Source organism: Limnohabitans sp. (assembly GCF_044361985.1).
GTDB lineage: Bacteria > Pseudomonadota > Gammaproteobacteria > Burkholderiales > Burkholderiaceae_C > Limnohabitans_A.
In genome coordinates this window covers 1-19,775 of the sequence record NZ_JBIKHV010000009.1, presented here as the reverse complement: position 1 = coordinate 19,775, position 19,775 = coordinate 1, and the positions used below count along the sequence as shown (strand labels likewise).

Below are 19,775 nucleotides of genomic sequence, written 5' to 3'. Positions count from 1 at the left end.
GGCTGAAAATCATGCGTTTGACCCACGGCATGGCCGTTTGGACCATGCTGGGTGTCACGGCACTCTGGTCCATGGCCGGTGTCGTGACAAGGCATTTGGAGCAAGCTCGCAGCTTCGAAGTCACTTTCTGGCGCAGTTTTTTCACCGTGCTGTCTTTGCTGGTCATCCTGCCTTTATGGCAGGGCCGTGGGGTTTGGTCGCGCCTGCCCTGGCGCAGCCCCTACTTTTGGTTTTCTGGGGTGTGCTGGAGCGTCATGTTCACGGCGTTCATGGTGGCGCTCACCCTGACGGCAGTGGCCAACGTGCTGATCACCATGGCCATAGGGCCATTGCTCACCGCCTTGATCACCCGGGTGTTTTTAGGCCACCAATTGCCTGCACGAACCTGGCTGGCGATTGTCCTGGCTGGCGTTGGCATCGGCTGGATGTATGGCTCCCAACTCAGTTTGGGTGACCCAAATTTCATCATCGGCTCCTTGGTGGCCGTGTGTGTACCCATCGCGGGTGCTGTGCAATGGACACTGACTCAAAAAAGCCAAAGTGAAGGCTTGAGCCTTGACTTGGTTCCCTCGGTCATGCTCGGCGCCATCATGTCTTCGCTTTTCACACTGCCACTGGCCATGCCCTTCCAAGCCTCAGCGCATGATGTTGGCTTGCTGGCTGTGCTGGGTCTTTTTCAGCTGGCCATTCCCTGTGCTTTGTCGGTGGTGTGCGCTCGCGTGCTCAAAGCGCCCGAAGTCGCCTTGCTCGCCTTGTTGGAAATCGTTTTCGGCATTGCCCTGGCTTGGTGGGGTGCGAACGAGGCGCCCCAATTGAGCGTCATCTTGGGCGGTGCCCTGGTTTTGGGCGCCTTGCTGGTCAACGAATGTTTAGGCTGGAGACAAAACAATGTCTGATGTCATCGCGCAAATCGAAGGTCGAATCGGCTGTATCACCCTGAATCGGCCCAAGGCGCTGAACGCTTTGTCGCTGGACATGGTTCGCAGTATCACCACAGCTTTGCTGGCTTGGCAAAGCGACCCTCAGGTGTTGGCCGTGGCGGTTCGCGGTAGCAACAAAGAAGGCCCTTTTGGGGCTTTTTGCGTAGGTGGTGATATTCGGTTTTTTCACCAGGCTGCCACGGTTGGAGATCCTCGGTTGGAAGATTTTTTCACCGAAGAATACCGTTTGAACCACCTGATTCACACCTATCCCAAGCCTTACGTGGCCTTGATGGATGGCATTGTCATGGGTGGTGGGATGGGCATCAGCCAGGGCGCGAGCGTGCGCGTGGTCACAGAGCGCAGCAAGATGGCCATGCCGGAAACCAACATCGGACTGTTCCCCGATGTGGGGGGTGGTTATTTTTTGAGCCGTTGTCCTGGTCATTTGGGCGAGTACCTCGGTTTGACAGGTCATATGCTGCATGGCGAGGAGGCGGTTCACGCAGGCCTGGCCGATGGGTACATGACATCCGGCAAATTGGCCCACCTTTGGCAAACCCTGATTGAAACCCCTTTTGAAAACGGTGAAGCGGTTGAGCGTTGGGTCACCACGCAATTTGACCGTCTGCAAAAAACGGGCCTCTCGCACCGTGCCGAAATGGATGCCGTATTTGCCCAAGGCAGTGTGGTGGAGATACTTCACAAATTAGAGTCATCTTCGGACGATTGGTCAAAACTGACCGCCCAAACAGTGCGTACCCGTTCTCCTTTGATGCTGCATGTGGTGTTGGAGCAGATTCGCCGTGCGCGCAAGCTGAGCTTGGCCGCTGACTTGCGCATGGAACGCGATTTGGTTCGCCATTGTTTTGCGCTTCGCCCTGTGGCTCAAAGCGAAACGGTGGAGGGCATTCGCGCCCTGGCCATCGACAAAGACCACAGCCCGAACTGGCAACCGGCGCGTGCGGAGGATGTCAACGCGCAAGAGGTGGCCGCCTTTTTTGTCAGCCCGTGGCCTGCACATGCGCATCCGCTGCGAGAGTTGAGCTGATCGTTGGGTGGACCCGCTGTTGTCGGTGTGAAAACAGCTGACCTCTCTGGCCGGATCAACGGTCGCGGTGTCGACTTTTCATGGCGCGCTCAACCTCGCGCTTGCCTTCGCGGTCCTTGATGGTGTCGCGCTTGTCGTGCTCGGCCTTGCCCTTTGCCAGCGCAATGTCGCATTTCACTTTGCCTGATTTCCAATGCAGGTTGATGGGCACCAGGGTGTAGCCCTTTTGCTCAATCTTGCCGATCAGGCGCTTGATCTCTTCCTTGTTCAGCAAGAGTTTGCGCGTGCGGGCGGCTTCAGGGCTGATGTGGGTTGAGGCGGTTTTGAGGGGGTTGATCAGGCAGCCGATGATGAAAAGTTCACCATTTCGGATCACCACATAGCCGTCTGTCAGTTGCACTTTGCCTTCGCGGATGGCCTTGACTTCCCAGCCTTCCAGCACCATGCCCGCCTCGTAGCGCTCTTCAATAAAATAGTCGAAGGCGGCCTTTTTGTTCTCGGCAATTTTGGCAAAAACAGGTGCAGCAGGAGACTTTTTGGTGGTGGCCATGGTGAGCAGATAAGGACGGCACGGCCGTTAGCAAGAGACTGAAGCCCGACGCAGCGCTAAGTGCCAAGTCAAAAAACTACAATCGGTGCATTGTATGAAGAATATCCACAAGTCCGTCCTGATCTGGTATGCCCCAGAGGAAATGTTTCGCCTCGTGACCGACGTGGCCCGTTACCCTGAATTTTTGCCTTGGTGTGACCATGCCAGCGTGTTGGAAACCGATGCCCAAGGCATGGTGGCCGAAGTGGGCATCAAACTCGGGGGCATCCAGCAAACGTTCACTACCCGCAATGAGCATGAAGAAGGCCGCTCCGTTGGCATGAGCTTGATCAAAGGGCCATTTTCAAACTTGAGCGGTGTTTGGCGCTTTATCCCCGTGGGCGATGGCACCCAGCGGGCCTGCAAGGTCGAGTTGGATTTGCAGTATGGTTTTTCCAGCAAAACCTTGGCCGCGTTGGTGGGGCCAGTTTTTGACAAGATCGCCGCCAGCCTGGTCGATGCGTTTGTCAAGCGTGCTGAAGCAGTGTATGGCTGAGTCCACCCTTCAAATCTCCATTTGCTGGAGCCTGGCACCCAGGCATGTGCAGGAGTTGAGTCTGCGGGTGCCACAGGGCAGCACGGTGGATGCCGTGTTGGCTTTGGCCATGCTGCATGTGTCGCCAGACGGCGCGCAAGTCGATGCTTCAGTCGCAGCCAAGCTTAAATTACAGCAACCCGGCATATGGGGGCGCAAAGTGCCCTGGACACAGGCTGTGCAGGCGGGCGACCGAATTGAGCTGTATCGCCCCCTGGAGGTCGACCCTAAAGTGGCGCGCCGCCAACGCTTCAAGCGCCAGGGCAAAGGCCGTGCGGGTCTGTTTGCCAATCGAAAGAGCGGCTCCGCAGCAGGCTACTGAGTCGAGGCAGGTCTTGCCCCAAGCCGGCCAGTGCGCCGCCCCAAAATCATTTTTGACCCCTGTGACCATGCAAGCCCTTTTGAATGCCATCGACCAGATGCACAACACCGCCGATGCGCACCGAGTGTTCCACGGCAGAGGTGGCATGTACCCCGGTGAAGAACATTGGACGCTGGACTGGTTTGCGCCTGTTTGGGTCTTGACCAGCTTCAAGCCCTTGAACGAGGATGAGTTGGCCCAGTGCCAAAACGCACTGCAAGCACGCTGGCAAACATTGGCGCCTGGCCAGCCGTTGAACTGGGTTTTCCAATGCCGCAGCGCGGGTCAAACCGAAACTCGCCTCATGTCGGGCAGCGTGCCCGAGCCGCACGTGGTGAATGAGCAGGGCGCCCGCTACCTGGTGCATGTGATGCGCGGGCAGAACCACGGCCTGTTTCTGGACATGGCCAACGGCCGCGAGTGGCTCAAACGTCATGCCCTGCACGAAAACGTGTTGAACCTGTTTGCCTACACCTGTGCTTTTTCGGTGGTGGCCTTGCAAGGCGGTGCGGCCCAGGTGGTCAACCTCGACATGAGCCAGGCCGCACTCGCGGTGGGGCAGCAGAACCACCGCTTGAACGAGTTGCCGCTCAAAGCGCGATTTTTGGGTCATGACATCTTCAAAACCTGGGGCAAGATCAACAAGATGGGACCTTATGGTGTTGTCGTGATCGATCCACCCAGCTATCAAAAAGGCAGCTTCATTGCGACCAAGGACTACGTCAAGTTGATCCGGCGCCTGCCTGACCTGCTGGAGCCGCAGGGCCATGTGTTGTTGTGCCTGAATGCACCGGAACTGGACACGGCGTTTTTGCACGCGCAGGTAGCCGAGGCTGCACCTGGCCTGCGCTTTGTCGAACGCCTGGCCAACCCGGCGGCTTTTGCCGACACAGACCCTGAAAAGTCCCTCAAAGTGCTGCATTTTCAGTCGGCGTGATGGCGTGTTTGACGTTCATCTGATTTGCCTCCACATTTCATGTTGTGAATGCGTTGCCATTGCTGATTTTTGATTGCCACTTTTATAAATTGCAAGACCATGAAAAACTTTCCTCGAATTGACTGGACGCTGATTCTTGCCCTTTTGTTGTGCTTCAGTTCACCGGTTTTTAGTCAAAATTCAGTTCCCAAAGATCCTGAAATCCTGAGGCTTGCAGAGCTTGAGAAAGCATCGGTTCTGGAAACTTTGAAGCAATTGACCAGTTATGACACGGGGACAGGTCAAGCCGAAGGGATGCTCAAGCTGGTGGAGTGGATCGAACAATTTGGAAAGCAACTGGGCGCCACCACTGAACGAATGACGCCGAACGCAAACGTCGTGGGCCCAAACTTGGCTTTGGTTTTCAAGGGGCAAGGCCAACGAAACATCTTGTTGATCGCGCATATGGACACCGTTTACCCTCCTGGTTCAGCCTCGGCAAAAGGTTTCAGGATTGTTGATCAGCGTGCTTTTGCGCCAGGTATTGCGGACGACAAAGGCGGTATTGCCGTTTTTTTGCACGTCATGAAGTTACTTAAGTTGCGTGAATTCAAGGACTTTGGACAAATCACGCTGCTGTTGACCAGTGATGAGGAGCGAGGCTCTTTGGGTTCTAGAGATTTAATTCGCAAAAGCGCCGAGCAACATGATGTCGTGCTCAGTGGCGAGCCGACAGGCATCGAGGAAGCCATTGTTTTGGGGACATCAGGGGTTGCAGGAATATCAGCACGTATTTCATCTGCAGGAATTTCGGATGGGCAAGATTCAAGGCCTATCGAGGAACTCGCCGATATGGTGCTTCGAACCCGCGATGTCACGAGCAGTGTTGCTGAGACACGATTGAACTGGACGATTGCAAAAGCACAAGATAACCGACGTCTGAACCGCATGCCATCGCCATCTATGACGGCAACTTTTCAGATTCAAGGAAGAGCTTCGCATGCTGGTGTCAATCCCCATTTGGGTGTGAATGCATTGACTGAATCTGCTGATTTGATTCGTCGTGTCGGTAATGCTGTTCATGCTGTACCTGGAGTTGTGACCCATTGGCGGTATTTGCAAGCAGGAATTGTCACCAACATTATTCCAAATGAAGCCACTGTGGTGATGGAACTGTCCAAGGACGGACAAGTTGACTTGAATAACGTCAAAAAATTACTTGAAACGGCAGCGCAAAAAAGCCTGCTATCCGGCTCGAAAGTTCAGACGGAATTCAAGGATGGACCGTTTCAAAGTTCCAATGAAGCATCAGGCGTATTTGCCTCAGCCGATATGCGTGTACCCGATGCCAAAGCATATGAGGTCTTGTCGCAACGCGCCAAAGGCTTATTGATGGCAAAGAAATTTTCGACATCAACGATCAGCATTCAGTCGGGACTCGGATTTCCAGCCTACAACGCCACGCCTGAAGGTCGGAAACTGGCCGAACTGGCAAAAAATATTTACGCCGATTTGGGCGGGCGGTTGATTTTGCACCCACGAACCTACGGTGGCACTGATGCCGCTTGGGCATCCCAGTCAGGAAGGCCTGTCGTTGAAAGTCTGGGCTTGCCAGGTGGAAACTACCACTCATCCGACGACGAGTTCATCTTGATTGACCGAATCGCCAAACGTTTGACCCTGGTTGCAGAGTTGATACGCGCCATTTCCCTGCGCTGATCCTCGCACAATGTTGCCAAGCCCTCGTTATACCTAAGTCCCCCGGGTAAAATGCTTCTTTTGGAGCCTTCGCTTATGCGCCTTATTGGTAAAGCCCTTACCTTTGACGATGTTCTGCTCGTCCCTGCTTACTCCCAAGTCCTGCCCAAGGATGCGTCACTTGTCACGCAATTCACCCGCAATATTCGCTTGAACCTGCCGCTGGTGTCTGCTGCCATGGACACAGTCACCGAATCGCGCCTGGCCATTGCCATTGCGCAAGAAGGCGGCATTGGCATCGTGCACAAAAACCTCACAGCGCAAGAGCAGGCGGCTCAAGTGGCCAAGGTCAAACGCTATGAATCCGGCGTTTTGCGCGATCCGGTCGTCATCACCCCTGACACCACCGTGCGCCAGGTCATGGCTTTGTCTGAAGAATTGGGTGTGTCCGGTTTTCCAGTGTGTGACGGACGCAAAGTGGTCGGTATTGTGACGGGCCGAGACTTGCGTTTCGAAACCCGCTACGACCAAAAGGTCAGCGAAATCATGACGCCACGTGAACGGCTGATCACCGTGCCGGAAGGCACCACCCCTGAGCAAGCCAAGCACCTGCTCAACAAACACAAACTCGAACGCCTGCTGGTGGTCAATGAAGCCTTTGAACTCAAGGGGCTGATCACGGTCAAGGACATCACCAAACAGCTCAACTTTCCCAACGCCGCACGCGACGCTGCGGGCAAACTGCGCGTGGGCGCCGCCGTGGGTGTGGGTGAGGGCACGGAAGAGCGTGTCGAGGCGCTGTCCCGCGCAGGTGTGGACGCCATTGTGGTGGACACAGCGCATGGCCACAGCAAAGGCGTGCTCGACCGCGTGCGCTGGGTCAAGCAGAACTATCCCCACATCGAAGTCATTGGCGGCAACATCGCCACCGGCGCAGCTGCTTTGGCCTTGGTGGAGGCGGGTGCCGATGGTGTCAAGGTGGGCATTGGCCCCGGCTCGATCTGTACCACCCGCATCGTGGCGGGCGTGGGCGTGCCGCAAATCATGGCCATCGACAGCGTGGCCACAGCACTCAAAGGAACAGGCGTTCCCTTGATCGCTGATGGCGGCATCCGTTACAGCGGTGACATCGCCAAGGCGATTGCTGCAGGCGCAGGTACAGTCATGATGGGCGGCATGTTCGCTGGGACCGAAGAAGCTCCGGGCGAAATTGTGTTGTTTCAAGGCCGTAGTTACAAGAGTTACCGAGGCATGGGCTCGATTGGTGCCATGCAACAAGGCAGCGCTGACCGCTACTTTCAGGAATCGAGTACCGGCAACCCCAACGCCGACAAGCTCGTGCCCGAAGGCATCGAAGGCCGTGTGCCCTACAAGGGCTCGGTGGTTGCCATCATTTACCAGATGGCTGGCGGCTTGCGCGCCAGCATGGGTTACTGCGGCTGTGCCACCATCGAAGCCATGCACAACGAATCCCAGTTCGTCGAGATCACTACGGCCGGCATTCGCGAGAGCCATGTTCACGATGTGCAGATCACCAAAGAAGCGCCGAATTACCGCGCCGATTAAAATTTAACCAATTTCCACAAGGCGTCTGCACCCCAGACGCCTTTTCATTTCTTAAAGAACGATGCCTGTCATGCAGCACTCCAAAATCTTGATCCTTGATTTCGGCTCGCAAGTCACCCAGCTGATCGCCCGTCGAGTGCGTGAAGCGCATGTGTTTTGCGAAGTGCATCCTTGTGATGTGACCAGTGATTGGGTGCGTGACTATGCCAAGGACGGCAACCTCAAGGGGGTCATCCTGTCGGGTTCGCACGCCAGTGTTTACGAAGTAGATGACCGTGCACCGGATGCTGTGTTTGAGTTGGGCATCCCGGTTTTGGGCATTTGCTACGGCATGCAGACCATGGCCGAGCAGTTGGGTGGCAAGGTCGAAGCGGGCCACACGCGCGAGTTTGGCTATGCCGAAGTTCGCGCTCACGGGCACACTGAGCTGCTCAAGGGCATTGAAGACTTTGCCACGCCCGAAGGACACGGCATGCTCAAGGTCTGGATGAGCCACGGTGACAAGGTCACGGCCATGCCCCCCGGCTTCAAGGTCATGGCATCGACCCCGGCTTGCCCGATTGCTGGTATGGCCGATGAATCCCGTCACTTTTATGCGGTGCAGTTCCACCCCGAAGTCACGCATACCGTGCAGGGCCAGGCGCTGCTTAACCGATTCGTGCTCGATATTTGCAAAGCCCGCCAAGACTGGATCATGGGCGATTACATCGAAGAAGCGGTGGCCAAAATTCGCGAACAAGTCGGTGACGAAGAGGTCATCCTGGGCCTGTCGGGCGGCGTTGATTCGTCGGTGGCGGCGGCCCTGATTCACCGGGCCATTGGCGACAAGCTCACTTGCGTTTTTGTCGATCATGGGTTGCTGCGTTTGAACGAGGGCGACATGGTCATGGACATGTTTGTCGGCAAATTGCATGCACACGTCATTCGAGTGGATGCCAGTGATTTGTTCCTGGGTAAATTGGCTGGAGTGAGTGAGCCCGAAGCCAAACGCAAGATCATTGGTGGTTTGTTTGTCGACGTGTTCAAAGAACAAGCCGCGAAACTCAAAGCTGGAAATGGCGGGCACAAGGGCGCGACCTTCCTGGCCCAAGGTACGATTTACCCCGACGTGATCGAGTCCGGTGGCGCCAAGAGCAAAAAGGCCGTCACCATCAAGAGCCACCACAACGTGGGCGGCTTGCCCGAGCAACTGGGCTTGAAACTGCTGGAACCGTTGCGAGAACTGTTCAAAGACGAAGTGCGCGAACTCGGTGTGGCCCTTGGCTTGCCGCGCGAGATGGTCTACCGTCACCCGTTCCCTGGTCCTGGGCTGGGCGTGCGGATTTTGGGCGAAGTCAAAAAGGAATACGCCGACTTGCTGCGCCGAGCCGATGCGATCTTCATTGAAGAGCTGCGCAACTTCACCGACGACACCGGCAAGAGTTGGTACGACCTGACCAGCCAGGCCTTCGCCGTGTTCCTGCCGGTGAAAAGCGTGGGGGTGATGGGCGATGGCCGCACCTACGACTTTGTGGTGGCTTTGCGCGCGGTGCAAACCAGCGACTTCATGACCGCCGACTGGGCCGAACTGCCTTATGCACTGCTCAAGAAAGTGTCGGGCCGCATCATCAACGAGGTGCGCGGCATCAACCGGGTCACCTACGACGTGAGCTCAAAACCACCAGCGACGATCGAGTGGGAATGACCAGCCAGGCACCTTCGGGTGCCTTTTTTTTGTTACATTCAACTCGATATGTACCTGCCTAAACAGATCCTCAACACCGACCTAGCCAATGGTCAGGCACTGACCCGCTGGATGGAAGACCTCGGACTGGTGCCATGAGCCAGAAGGAGCTTTTGACTGACGAGCAAGGCATGCGCCTGGCGCTCGCACAAGCCCGAGCGGCGGCCGAAGCAGGCGAGGTGCCAGTGGGCGCGGTGGTGGTGAAAGAAGGTCGGGTCATCGCCACTGGCCGCAATGCCCCGATCGCCAGCCATGACCCCACGGCCCACGCCGAGGTGGTGGCGCTGCGCGAAGCGGCTCGGCTGACGGGCAATTACCGGCTCGACGGTTGCACGCTGTATGTCACGCTGGAGCCTTGTGCCATGTGCAGCGGTGCTATGTTGCACGCCCGGCTTGACCGCGTGGTCTATGCTGCAACCGACCCGCGCACGGGCGCCGCTGGCTCGGTGCTCAACCTGTTTGCTCATGCCCAGTTGAATCACCAAACGCAGGTCACAGCAGGTGTGCTGGCCGAAGAATCCGCCCAATTGCTGAAAGACTTTTTCAAGCCCCGGCGGCTGAACTCTGAGCCTTTGCGTGAGGACGCTTTGCGTACACCCGATGCAGCGTTTGAAGATTTGCCAGGTTACCCCTGGCCACCGCGTTACCTGACCGATCTGCCCAGCATCACCGGGCTGCGCATGCATTGTCTGGATGAGGGGCCATCGGATGCGCCGCTGACCTGGTTGTGCCTGCACGGCAATCCGGCCTGGAGTTACCTGTACCGCAAGATGATCCCGGTCTGGCTGGCAGCGGGGCACCGTGTGGTGGCGCCAGACCTGATCGGATTTGGCAAGAGTGACAAGCCCAAAAAAGACGGTTTTCACAACTTTGAAACCCACCGTCAGTCATTGCTGGACTTGGTGGAGCGGCTGGATTTGCAGCGTGTCGTTTTGGTGGTGCAAGACTGGGGCGGCATTTTGGGTCTGACTTTGCCGATGAAGGCTCCCCAGCGCTACAAGGGACTTCTGGTGATGAACACCACCCTGGCCACGGGCGATGTGCCTCTGAGTGCAGGTTTTTTGGCCTGGCGTGATTGGTGCAAGAGCCAGCCGCAATTTGATGTGGGCAAATTGTTCAAGCGCGGCAACCGCGATTTAAGCGAAGCCGAGGTCGCCGCTTACAACGCACCTTTTCCAGATAAAGGCTTTCGCGCTGCATTGCGGGCCTTTCCACCCATGGTGCCGGAGTTCGCTGATTCGCCAGGCGCCGCGATCTCACAGCAAGCTGAATCTTTTTGGCGAAACGACTGGCATGGCCAAAGCCTCATGGCCATTGGCGTGCAAGACCCGGTGTTGGGCGAGCCGGTAATGCGCCGTTTGCAAACTCAGATTCGAGCTTGTCCAGAACCGATGCGGCTGCCGCATGCCGGGCATTTTGTGCAAGAGCAGGGTGAGGAGATTGCGCAGGCGGCTGTGCGACACTTTGTGCCCTGAAACAGAACACCCGCCATGGCCCACATTTACATTTTTTCTCCCTCCAGTGCGGTGCGCGACAAGCAGGCTTTTCGCTGTGGCCTCAAACGATTGAGGTCACAAGGTCATGAAGTCGAAGTGGACGAGGCCGCATTGACCAGTCACATGCGTTTTGCGGGCGATGACGCCGTGCGCATTGCCGCCATTGGCCGTGCGGCTGCCAGTGGCGCCGATGTGGCGCTGATCTCTCGCGGTGGCTATGGGCTCACCCGCATCCTGCCGGCCTTGCCCTACAAAGCCATTGGCAAAGCCATTGATGGCGGCTTGCAGTTTGTCGGCCTGAGTGATTTCACAGCGTTCAATCAGGCGGTGTTCAGCAAGACGGGCCGCATCACTTGGCAAGGCCCGGCTTTGGGCGAGGATTTTGGTTCTGTGTCAGAACCCGACGACATCATGCAGGCCTGTTTTGACGATCTCTTGCTCGAGCAAGGGGAGGGCACGGGTTGGCAGTTGCCCAAGGCTGAAGCCGAGCGCCGCGTGCTGGTCAAAGATGCCCCGCTTTGGGGGGGCAACCTGTCGGTGCTGGTCTCCTTGCTGGGTACGCCTTATTTTCCTCAGATCAAGGGGGGGGTGCTGTTCCTTGAAGACGTGGGCGAGCACCCCTACCGCGTGGAACGCATGCTGACGCAACTCGTGCATGCAGGCGTACTGGCCCAGCAAAAAGCGGTCCTCATGGGGCAATTCACCAACTACAAACAGGTGCCTGCGCACGACAAGGGCTTCAAGCTGGCCACGGTGGTGGATTGGCTGCGCAGCCAGATCAAGGCGCCGGTCTTGACGGGTCTGCCTTTTGGCCATGTCGAGACCAAGGTGCTGCTGCCTGTCGGCGCCAAGGTGGATCTTGTCACCGAGGGGCGTGACGCCTTGATGGTTTGGGGCCATATTTAAAAACTGAGACGTGCCGTGGGGTGGGGGTTACGTGAGGTCTGATGTCAGCGCTTGCTGCCGACACAAGTACAAATGATGGAGACAAGCATGAAGTGGATCGCACGATTGTTGCTGGCAGGCATGGCTGTTTTATTGCTTGCAGGCGGTGTGGTCAGTGTGCACCTGTTGCGTGGCATGCCCAAGCTGGATGGCGAGGTGCAGCTCAAGGGCTTGTCAGGGCCAGTGCAGATCACCCGTGATGCGTCTGATGTGACCCACATCAACGCCAGCACCGCCCTGGATGCCTGGCGAGCCGTGGGCTTCGTGCATGCCCAGGAACGGGGCTGGCAGATGGAATTCAACCGGCGGGTGATGCGCGGCGAGCTGTCCGAGATTCTGGGCGTCGCCACGCTGGACACGGACAAGCTGATGCGCACCTTGGGCATCATTGGCATGGCCCAGCAGCAGCTCAAAGGCTTGTCACCGGCCGCCCAAGCGGCCTTGCAGGCCTACAGTGAGGGCATTCAGGCCGCCTGGCAAAGCGGTGTGGTGCGCCCATCGCCAGAGTTCAAGTTGCTCTCAACCCAAGCCGGTGGCGTGATCGGTCAAGCCTGGACACCGGAAGACAGCGTGGGCTGGGCTTTGATGATGGCTTTGGACTTGGGGGGGAACTGGGGTCAAGAATTTGCCCGTTTGTCAGCGTCGCAGGTGCTCAGCAACGAACAACTGTGGCAACTGCTGCCGGCTTACCCGGGCGAGAAACCCGCCACCTCGGTTGATTTGCCCGCACTGTACGCCGGCCTGGGCGTCTATGTAAGCGCCGCTGCAAAGGCTGCGGCGGTGTCCACAAGCGCCTCGCCTTTGGCGCAATGGTCGGCAGATACGGTGCGCGACATGGGCGTTCTGGATGGCAAGGGCAGCAACAACTGGGTGGTGCCCGGCAGCCAAACCGTGTCGGGCAAGCCCTTGTTGGCCAATGACCCCCATTTGGCGCTGAGCTCCCCTGCGATTTGGTACTTTGCCCACCTGAAAGCCCCGGCAGGTGAGTTGCCGGGGGGGCAAAAGCACCCGGCACTGGACGTGATCGGGGCCACCTTGCCCGGCTTGCCTTTTGTGGTGTTGGGGCGCACATCGGGCGTGGCCTGGGGTTTCACCAACACCGGCCCCGATGTGCAGGATTTGTACCTGGAACAACTCGATACTGCCCAGCCCGGTCAATACCGCACGCCCGATGGCTGGCGTCCTTTGACAGAACGCAGCGAAACGATTCGCGTGAAGGGGCAAGCGGATGTCACCCTCAAGGTGCGCAGCACCCGCCACGGGCCGGTCATCAGTGACGTGCAGCCGCAGTACAAGGGGCTGATGGACAGCAGCCGTTACGCGGTCAGCCTGCGCTGGTCGGCGCTCACGCCGGACAACAAAACCATTGAGGCGGGCATGCAAGCTAACTGGGCCCAAACTGTGCCGCAATTACAGCAGGCCTTTGCCGACCACCATGCACCCATGCAAAGCGTGGTGATGGCCGACACCTTGGGCGAAGTGGCTTATCGCGCGGTGGGCAAGGTGCCCACGCGCGCGCCACAAAACGACATTCGCGGTGTGGCTCCGTCACCGGGCTGGTTGGCCCAATACGACTGGACCGGCTGGTTGCCCTATGCGCAAAACCCCGCAGTCGATGCGGCCCAGATCGAAAAAAAGGGCTGGCATGCGACCGCCAACCAGAACATTTTGCCGCCAGGCTATCCCCATTTTGTGGGGGGTGACTGGACCACGCCCGAGCGTTTTCAGCGCATTGAGCAGTTGCTGGCGGCCTCGCCCAAGCACAGCCTTGAAAGCATGCAGGCCATCCAAAACGATGTGATGTCTTTGGGCGCCAAAGCCTTGCAGTCTAGGCTGGGCAAAGTGCAGTCACTGCACCCCTTGGCCCCGGTCGCATTGAAGTTGGTGGCCGAATTTGACGGCCAGATGCGAACCGACAGCGCGGCGGCATTGGTGATGAATGTCTGGGCCGATGAGCTGACGCGGGGCTTGTTGCTGCCACATCTGGGCGCTGAGCGCTTTCAGGGGCTGTATGGCAAGCGCCATTTCAGGGCTGCCGTGGAGGGCATTCTCGAACGGTCCGATGCATTTTGGTGTGGCCCGGGCGGCTGCCCTGCGCAGGTCTCAGCGGCGCTTGACCGGGCGCTTGATCGCATCTCGGCCAGTCTGGGCAGGGATGTACAAAAGTGGCGTTGGGGCGCCTGGCATCCGGCCATCAGCAGCCACAAGCCCTTTGGCAAAGTGCCTTACCTGAATGCGCTGTTCGATGTCCGCGTTGAAAGTGCCGGTGATTTGTTCACCGTCAACGTGGGCCAGTACTGGGCCAACGAAAAAAAGGCACCTTTTGCCAATCGCCATGCGGCTTCGATGCGCGCTGTCTACGACTTGGGGCAACCGGATCAGTCGGTGTTCATTTACCAGACAGGCCAGTCGGGCCATGTGTTGGATCCACGAAGCCGCAACATGGCCAACCGCTGGGCTGAAGGCGGCTATCTGGACTTGCAACAAGCACCCAAAACAGTGCTGCACCGCATGAGTCTGCTGCCTTGAGCCTTGTGTCCGTTGCTTTAAAGCCCTGGCAAGTGATTGTGGGGGGCATCTGCGGTCTGGTGCTGACCATCGGCTTGGCGCGTTTCGCCTTCACGCCCTTGTTGCCCCAGCTGCAGTTGCAAACCGGCCTGACCGATGCCGCCGCCGGTGGCTTGGCCGCCATCAATTACGCGGGTTACATCTCTGGCGCTCTGGCCGCAGCCTGGATTGACGATGTGAGATGGCGACACCGGCTTTACAGCATGGGCCTGTGGTTGTCGCTTTTGTCTGTGGCCGGCATGGCCCTGTCGACCTGGATGCCCAACTGGGCGCTGTGGCGTTTTTTGGGCGGTTTGTGCGGAGCCACCGGCATGCTGCTTGGGGCGGGACTCGTGTTGGGCTGGCTCATGCGGCAAGGTCGAAGGCCCGAGCTGGGCGTGCATTTCATCGGCCTGGGCTTGGGCATTGTGGTGTCTGCCCTCGGCGCCTGGGGGGTGTCGCAGCTGTGGACGTTGTGGTCATCACAGTGGTTGGCCATGGCCACCATGGGGCTGCTGTTTTTCATACCGGCATGGTTTTGGCGGCCTCCGGTGCCGCCCGCGCCACCCGCTGCTTTGACGCAGGACGCGCACAAAGTGTCTCGGCGCTGGATGCTGACCATGGCGGGCAGCTACTTTGCTGCAGGCTGGGGCTTTGTGATCAGTGCCACCTTCACCGTGGCCATTGTCGAGCGCGAACCGGCTTTGGCGGGGCAGGGCGCACTGGCCTGGGCCCTGGTCGGTTTGGCGGCCATGCCTGCCGTGTTTTTGTGGGACAAGCTAGCCCGGCGATTGGGTGACACGCGGGCTTTGCTGCTGGCCTTTGGCTTGCAAACGGTGTCAGTGATCTTGCCCGCTTTGTCCGGTTCTTTGGCCGCTGCAATGGTCGGGGCCCTCGGCTACGGCGCCACCTTCATCGGCATTGTGAGCTTGACCCTGGCCTTGGTGGGTCGAAGGGCGCCGCACAACCCGGGCAAGGCCATGGCCCGCCTGACTTTGAGTTATGGCGCAGCGCAGGTCATCGCCCCCGTGGTCGCGGGGGCCATGGCACAGGCCACTGGCACTTTCAAGGGGGCGCTTTGGCTGACGGCCGTTGTCATGTTGCTGGGCATGGCTTTGCTGGCCACTTTGCCGGACGAGACCAAGCCGGCCTAACCGGTGCCCTTGGCCCCTGGGGTTGGCGGCATGCTTTGGCCGCAAAATAGCCCCTCATTACAAACGCCTTGAAAGGCGTCAGGGGGAACATGAACACAACAACCGACCCACAGCCGGATCGCCATCAGCGCGACTTTGCCGCGCAGCACATGCACACCGTGCTGGCGCGCCTGGCGGGGCCAGATGCCGAGCCAAGGCCAGACCAACTGGACGCCGTGCATGCCGTGTTGCAGCCGGCTTCTCGCGTGCTGGTGGTGCAGGCCACGGGCTGGGGCAAATCGGCGGTGTATTGGGCCGCCACCCACGCGATGCGCAGTGCCGGTGCTGGCCCCACGCTGGTGGTGTCACCGCTGCTGGCGCTGATGCGTGATCAGGTGGCGGCAGCCGAGCGTGCTGGGTTGAAGGCGGCCACGGTCAATTCGACCAACATCGACGATTGGGACGACGTGTTCCAAGGGCTGGACGATGACGCCGTGGATGTGCTGCTGGTCTCGCCCGAGCGGCTGGGCAATCCGCGTTTTGCGGCACGGTTGAGTCAATTGCTGGCTCGTGTGGGCCTGATCGTGATCGATGAGGCCCATTGCATCAGCGATTGGGGTTTTGATTTTCGTCCCGACTACCAGCGGCTGGCGCGGGCCCTGCTGTCCACACCCTCAGCCAGTGTGCTGGCCACAACGGCGACTGCCAACGAGCGGGTGACGCATGACATCGGCCAGCAGTTGGGCGCAGGCACGGTCACGTTTCGTGGCACGCTTGCACGCACCTCGCTCACCTTGTCGGTGGTGCCGGGTTTGTCACCGCTTGCGCGTTATGCCTGGATGGCGGATGCGCTGGCGCAGTTGCCGGGTTCGGGCATTGTGTATGTGCTGACTGTGGCCGAGGCCGATCGCCTGACAGCCTTTTTGCGCAGTTGTGGCCATGCAGTCGATGCCTACACCGGGCAGATCGACGCCGCTACGCGGCTGCAAGTGGAAGACCGTTTGCGCCACAACCAGGTCAAGGCCGTGGTGGCCACTTCGGCACTGGGCATGGGCTATGACAAACCTGATCTGGGTTTTTGTGTGCATGTGGGATCGCCCTCCACCCCGGTGGCCTATTACCAGCAAGTGGGCCGGGCAGGGCGCGCTGTGGCCCATGCCGAGGGCGTTTTGCTGCCATCGGACGCCGACGAGCGCATATGGGATTACTTTGCAACGGCTTCCATTCCAGACCCGCAAACGGCCGACAAGGTGCTGGCCTGTCTGGCCGGAGCAGGGCGGGGGCTGCTGGAGATCGAAGCGCAAACCGGTGTGCGCCGAGGCCGGCTGGAGGCCTTGCTGAAGATCTTGGCAGTGGAGGGCGTGGTCGTCAAAGACGGCTCGGCTTGGAAGGCCACTGGCCAGACTTATGTGCACGACACCGCCAAATGGGCGGCTTTGGCCCGGGTGCGTCAACAAGAGGCGAACATCATGCGCCAGTACGCCAACGGCCAGGGTTGCTTGATGGCGTATTTGCAAACCGCGCTGGACGACCCGTCGCCCATGCCATGCGGACGCTGCTCGGTTTGCACCGGGCATCTGCCTTATCCGGGGCGCATGCCATCGCAAGACAAAATGATTGCCGCCCGCGACTTTTTGCGCGGTATGGATGTGCCCATCGAGCCCCGAAAACGCTGGCCTGCCGGCGTCAGCCGCAAGGGCAATATTCAGGGCTTTGAGGCCGGGCGCGCCGTGGCCTTTGCCGATGACCCGGCCTGGGTGAACGAGTTGCAGGCTCTGCGCTTGTCCGAAGCGTTGCTGGCGGGCGCCCTGGCGACTTTGGGGCGATGGGCCAAGGTATGGGGCCGTCGCCCGGTTTGTGTGGTCCCCTTGCCCGCTCCCCACATGTCTGCAAACCAGCAACTGGCCTCGTACATCTGCCAAAAAGGTCGCTTGCCGCTGCTCGACGTGTTGAGCTGGACAGGGCCTGCTGCGCCCGATGACGCGGCATCGACCCCTGTGGTGGCGCATCTGGAATCGGCCATTCGGTGGGTGCCCGGCGCCTCGCTGCCGGACGGGCCGGTATTGCTGGTGGCCACCGAAGTCAGAACCCGCTGGGCAGCCACCATGGCGGCGGCGCTTCTGCGCGAAAATGGGGCCAGCCAAGTGCTGTTGCTGGCCTTGCATTTGCAACCCTGATCATATTTTTTATTCATTCGTGCAAACCATTTGCACGCAGCTTGCCCATGACCGACGACACACAAGACACACCCCTGATTCAAGAGCCCCGCCTGTGGCAAGGCGACGATTGGACCGCCAAGGTCATCAAAAATGACGACGACGATGGCTGGGCTGTGGCGATGTTCAAGGAGGGTGAAACCGAGGCGGCATTGATTGGCCCGTGGACCATGGGGCGCGACAAAAAGAACCCCAAACCGCTCGATGGCAACGCGTTCATCACCTTGGTGAAAACCGCCAGTGAGTTTGTGCGCCGCCATGAACAGCAACTGCACGCTTCGCTGCACCAGTCGGTGATCGTCAATGGCCTGACTGGCCGCATCACGGTGCTTTTGGACATCGTCCCCGACGATGACAACCCTTTTGCGGTGCTGACCGCGCAAGATGAGGGCGGTGACACCCTGGCCGAAGTCAAGCTTGAGGCGGGCTTCAAGCTCAACCGCCAGACGGCCCAAGCCTGGGTGGATGCCGGCTTTGCCAAACCTGGCAGTGGACGGCGCTGAACCTTTTCGGTTCAGGCTACAAAGGGCCTGACTGAATCAAACGGCCAGGCTTTGCAACTGAACCAGGCCCTTGGGGGTTTGCAGCGTGGCCACCAGGTTCGCCGGGCCTGTGTCGATGCGGATGCCGTCCAGGCCGATGGATTCATAAGCGGCTTGGAGTTTGTCACTGCTCGGGTGGCTGACGGCCAAGCTTTGCAGCGTCACGCCAGAGCGCGGCAAACTGTTGCGCGGGTGCAGGCGCAAAGGGTCTGTGGCATCGGGCTTGCCCCATTGGATCAGGGTGGGCAGGGTGCCATCGAACAGGCGTGCACCGTCTTCGCGCACCGTGATTTGCCAGTTGAGTGTGCCCTTGCCGGACTTGCGGCTGGCGTGCACCACCTGGCCTCGTTCTATGCCCTGGGTGCGCAAAACATGCCGGGCCGCCTTCACATCGTCCGTACTGGCCACAAAGTGAATCAAGCGTGGGCTTTGCGCCACGGCTTTTTGCAAGCTCACATCGTCCATGTCAAACCAACGCGGTACTTGCGAACGTTTTGGGATCACCGCTGCGGGGTTGATGGCGATGATTTCAAAATAAGCCATCGGGAATTTGGGGGAAGCGATTTTGAACAGCCGGTTGTGCGTTCCGTATTTTTCATGTTCGCCGCCAGGGGCTGGCGTGATGCCCAAGGTTTCTTCGCACCACTGCACACCTGCTTCGAGCGATGCGGCCATCACCACGAGGTGATCAATTTGAGTTTTCATGTTCTTTGGAGTTGGGTTTTGTTCAAGCATAACGGATGGCCATCAAGACAAACGTGTGGTCTTGTTTGTGTGCTGGCAAGCTGGACAGCGCTGTGAGCGCTCCTGCGACAATGGCGGTCATTACAAATGGAACGCTTATGTTGATCGATGCAGATGAAAGCCAACTGGTGTTGGTGGATTTCCAGGCCCGCTTGAAACCCGTGATGCTGGACGCCGATGCCGTTTGGGCCAATGCGGCCAGACTGGCCACCTTGGCACAGGCGCTGAATGTGCCGACCTGGGGCACCGAGCAAAACCCTTCTCGCCTGGGTGAGATGCCCCCCGAAATCCGCAGCCATTGCCGCCAGGTGCTGGCCAAGATGCAGTTCAGCGCGGTGGAAGAGGGTTTGGGTGAATGGTTGCAGCCAGAGCCTGAACAAGCGCCACGCGGTAATGCCCGCAGCTTGCCGCGCCATCTGCAAAAGCCGCAGCCGGGTGCCCAAGAGCGCAAGACCATCGTGTTGGCGGGTTGTGAGGCCCACATTTGCCTGATGCAAACGGCACTTGATTTGCTCGAAGACGAGTTCGAGGTGTGGGTCGTGACCGATGCCTGCAGCTCACGCACCGAGCGCAACCGCGATGCCGCGTATGACCGTTTGGCCGGCGCAGGGGCCGAGCTGGTGACGGCTGAAATGGTGGCTTTTGAGTGGATCCGCAGCGCCGAGCACCCCGCCTTCAAATTGTTGCAAAGCCTTTTCAAATGATGGTTCAAGCGAAGTGTCTGTTTCCATTTCTGGAAACTGTCCTTTGCGCGACAAAGTCAGCTTGTAGCAAGTCATTTGCCCATAATTAT

17 protein-coding genes are annotated in these 19,775 nt (G+C 58.9%); 15 read left to right on the top strand and 2 right to left on the bottom strand.

The window, feature by feature from the left end:
- Nucleotides 1–11 precede the first annotated feature (11 nt).
- Entirely contained in the window at nucleotides 12–896 is an 885-nt protein-coding gene (locus tag ACIQ3A_RS03310; RefSeq protein WP_396430341.1) for a DMT family transporter, read from the top strand.
- Entirely contained in the window at nucleotides 889–1,971 is a 1,083-nt protein-coding gene (locus ACIQ3A_RS03305; protein WP_396430340.1) for an enoyl-CoA hydratase/isomerase family protein, read from the top strand. The genes ACIQ3A_RS03310 and ACIQ3A_RS03305 overlap by 8 nt, the downstream gene beginning before the upstream one ends.
- 55 nt (nucleotides 1,972–2,026) lie before the next feature.
- Here ACIQ3A_RS03305 and smpB read toward each other — a convergent pair whose 3' ends face one another.
- A complete protein-coding gene (gene smpB, locus ACIQ3A_RS03300; RefSeq protein ID WP_396430339.1) occupies nucleotides 2,027–2,521 on the bottom strand; it encodes an SsrA-binding protein SmpB in 495 nt (164 codons plus the stop codon).
- Between the two features lie 94 nt (nucleotides 2,522–2,615).
- On the opposite strand from smpB, the gene ACIQ3A_RS03295 reads away from it, so the two are divergent.
- The 12 genes from ACIQ3A_RS03295 to ACIQ3A_RS03240 all read left to right on the top strand — a co-directional run bounded on the left by ACIQ3A_RS03295 (nucleotide 2,616) and on the right by ACIQ3A_RS03240 (nucleotide 18,199).
- The gene (locus ACIQ3A_RS03295; protein ID WP_396430338.1) at nucleotides 2,616–3,056 is read left to right on the top strand and encodes a type II toxin-antitoxin system RatA family toxin; all 441 of its coding nucleotides are present in this window, start codon (nucleotides 2,616–2,618) and stop codon (nucleotides 3,054–3,056) included.
- Nucleotides 3,049–3,417 carry an RnfH family protein gene (locus tag ACIQ3A_RS03290; RefSeq protein WP_396430337.1) on the top strand — a complete coding sequence of 123 codons (369 nt, stop codon included), beginning with the start codon at nucleotides 3,049–3,051 and terminating at the stop codon, nucleotides 3,415–3,417. The genes ACIQ3A_RS03295 and ACIQ3A_RS03290 overlap by 8 nt, the downstream gene beginning before the upstream one ends.
- 67 nt (nucleotides 3,418–3,484) lie before the next feature.
- Nucleotides 3,485–4,393: a class I SAM-dependent methyltransferase gene (locus tag ACIQ3A_RS03285; RefSeq protein ID WP_396430336.1), complete on the top strand. Its 909-nt coding sequence runs from the start codon at nucleotides 3,485–3,487 to the stop codon at nucleotides 4,391–4,393.
- Between the two features lie 99 nt (nucleotides 4,394–4,492).
- Nucleotides 4,493–6,091, top strand: coding sequence for a M20/M25/M40 family metallo-hydrolase (locus ACIQ3A_RS03280; protein ID WP_396430334.1), 1,599 nt, complete (start codon nucleotides 4,493–4,495; stop codon nucleotides 6,089–6,091).
- 75 nt (nucleotides 6,092–6,166) lie between these two features.
- On the top strand, nucleotides 6,167–7,636 hold the full coding sequence (gene guaB / locus ACIQ3A_RS03275; RefSeq protein ID WP_396430333.1) for an IMP dehydrogenase: 1,470 nt from the start codon (nucleotides 6,167–6,169) through the stop codon (nucleotides 7,634–7,636).
- A gap of 70 nt (nucleotides 7,637–7,706) precedes the next feature.
- Nucleotides 7,707–9,320: a glutamine-hydrolyzing GMP synthase gene (guaA, locus tag ACIQ3A_RS03270; protein ID WP_396430332.1), complete on the top strand. Its 1,614-nt coding sequence runs from the start codon at nucleotides 7,707–7,709 to the stop codon at nucleotides 9,318–9,320.
- Nucleotides 9,321–9,454: 134 nt separating this feature from the next.
- Entirely contained in the window at nucleotides 9,455–10,834 is a 1,380-nt protein-coding gene (tadA, locus tag ACIQ3A_RS03265) for a tRNA adenosine(34) deaminase TadA (protein ID WP_396430331.1), read from the top strand.
- A 15-nt stretch (nucleotides 10,835–10,849) separates the two neighbouring features.
- A complete protein-coding gene (locus tag ACIQ3A_RS03260; RefSeq protein WP_396430330.1) occupies nucleotides 10,850–11,761 on the top strand; it encodes an LD-carboxypeptidase in 912 nt (303 codons plus the stop codon).
- Nucleotides 11,762–11,848: 87 nt separating this feature from the next.
- Entirely contained in the window at nucleotides 11,849–14,329 is a 2,481-nt protein-coding gene (locus ACIQ3A_RS03255) for a penicillin acylase family protein (protein WP_396430329.1), read from the top strand.
- A gap of 5 nt (nucleotides 14,330–14,334) precedes the next feature.
- Nucleotides 14,335–15,501, top strand: a complete 1,167-nt coding sequence (locus tag ACIQ3A_RS03250; protein WP_396430375.1) for a YbfB/YjiJ family MFS transporter — start codon at nucleotides 14,335–14,337, stop codon at nucleotides 15,499–15,501.
- Between the two features lie 89 nt (nucleotides 15,502–15,590).
- Complete coding sequence (locus ACIQ3A_RS03245; RefSeq protein ID WP_396430328.1) at nucleotides 15,591–17,657, top strand: RecQ family ATP-dependent DNA helicase; 2,067 nt, start codon at nucleotides 15,591–15,593, stop codon at nucleotides 17,655–17,657.
- A gap of 47 nt (nucleotides 17,658–17,704) precedes the next feature.
- Complete coding sequence (locus ACIQ3A_RS03240) at nucleotides 17,705–18,199, top strand: hypothetical protein (RefSeq protein WP_396430327.1); 495 nt, start codon at nucleotides 17,705–17,707, stop codon at nucleotides 18,197–18,199.
- A 36-nt stretch (nucleotides 18,200–18,235) separates the two neighbouring features.
- Here the strand turns inward: ACIQ3A_RS03240 and ACIQ3A_RS03235 are convergent, their stop codons facing one another.
- Nucleotides 18,236–18,943, bottom strand: a complete 708-nt coding sequence (locus tag ACIQ3A_RS03235) for a VOC family protein (protein ID WP_396430326.1) — start codon at nucleotides 18,941–18,943, stop codon at nucleotides 18,236–18,238.
- A gap of 137 nt (nucleotides 18,944–19,080) precedes the next feature.
- Here ACIQ3A_RS03235 and ACIQ3A_RS03230 point away from each other — a divergent pair, with 137 nt between their 5' ends.
- The gene (locus ACIQ3A_RS03230; protein ID WP_396430325.1) at nucleotides 19,081–19,686 is read left to right on the top strand and encodes an isochorismatase family protein; all 606 of its coding nucleotides are present in this window, start codon (nucleotides 19,081–19,083) and stop codon (nucleotides 19,684–19,686) included.
- Nucleotides 19,687–19,775: the final 89 nt, after the last annotated feature.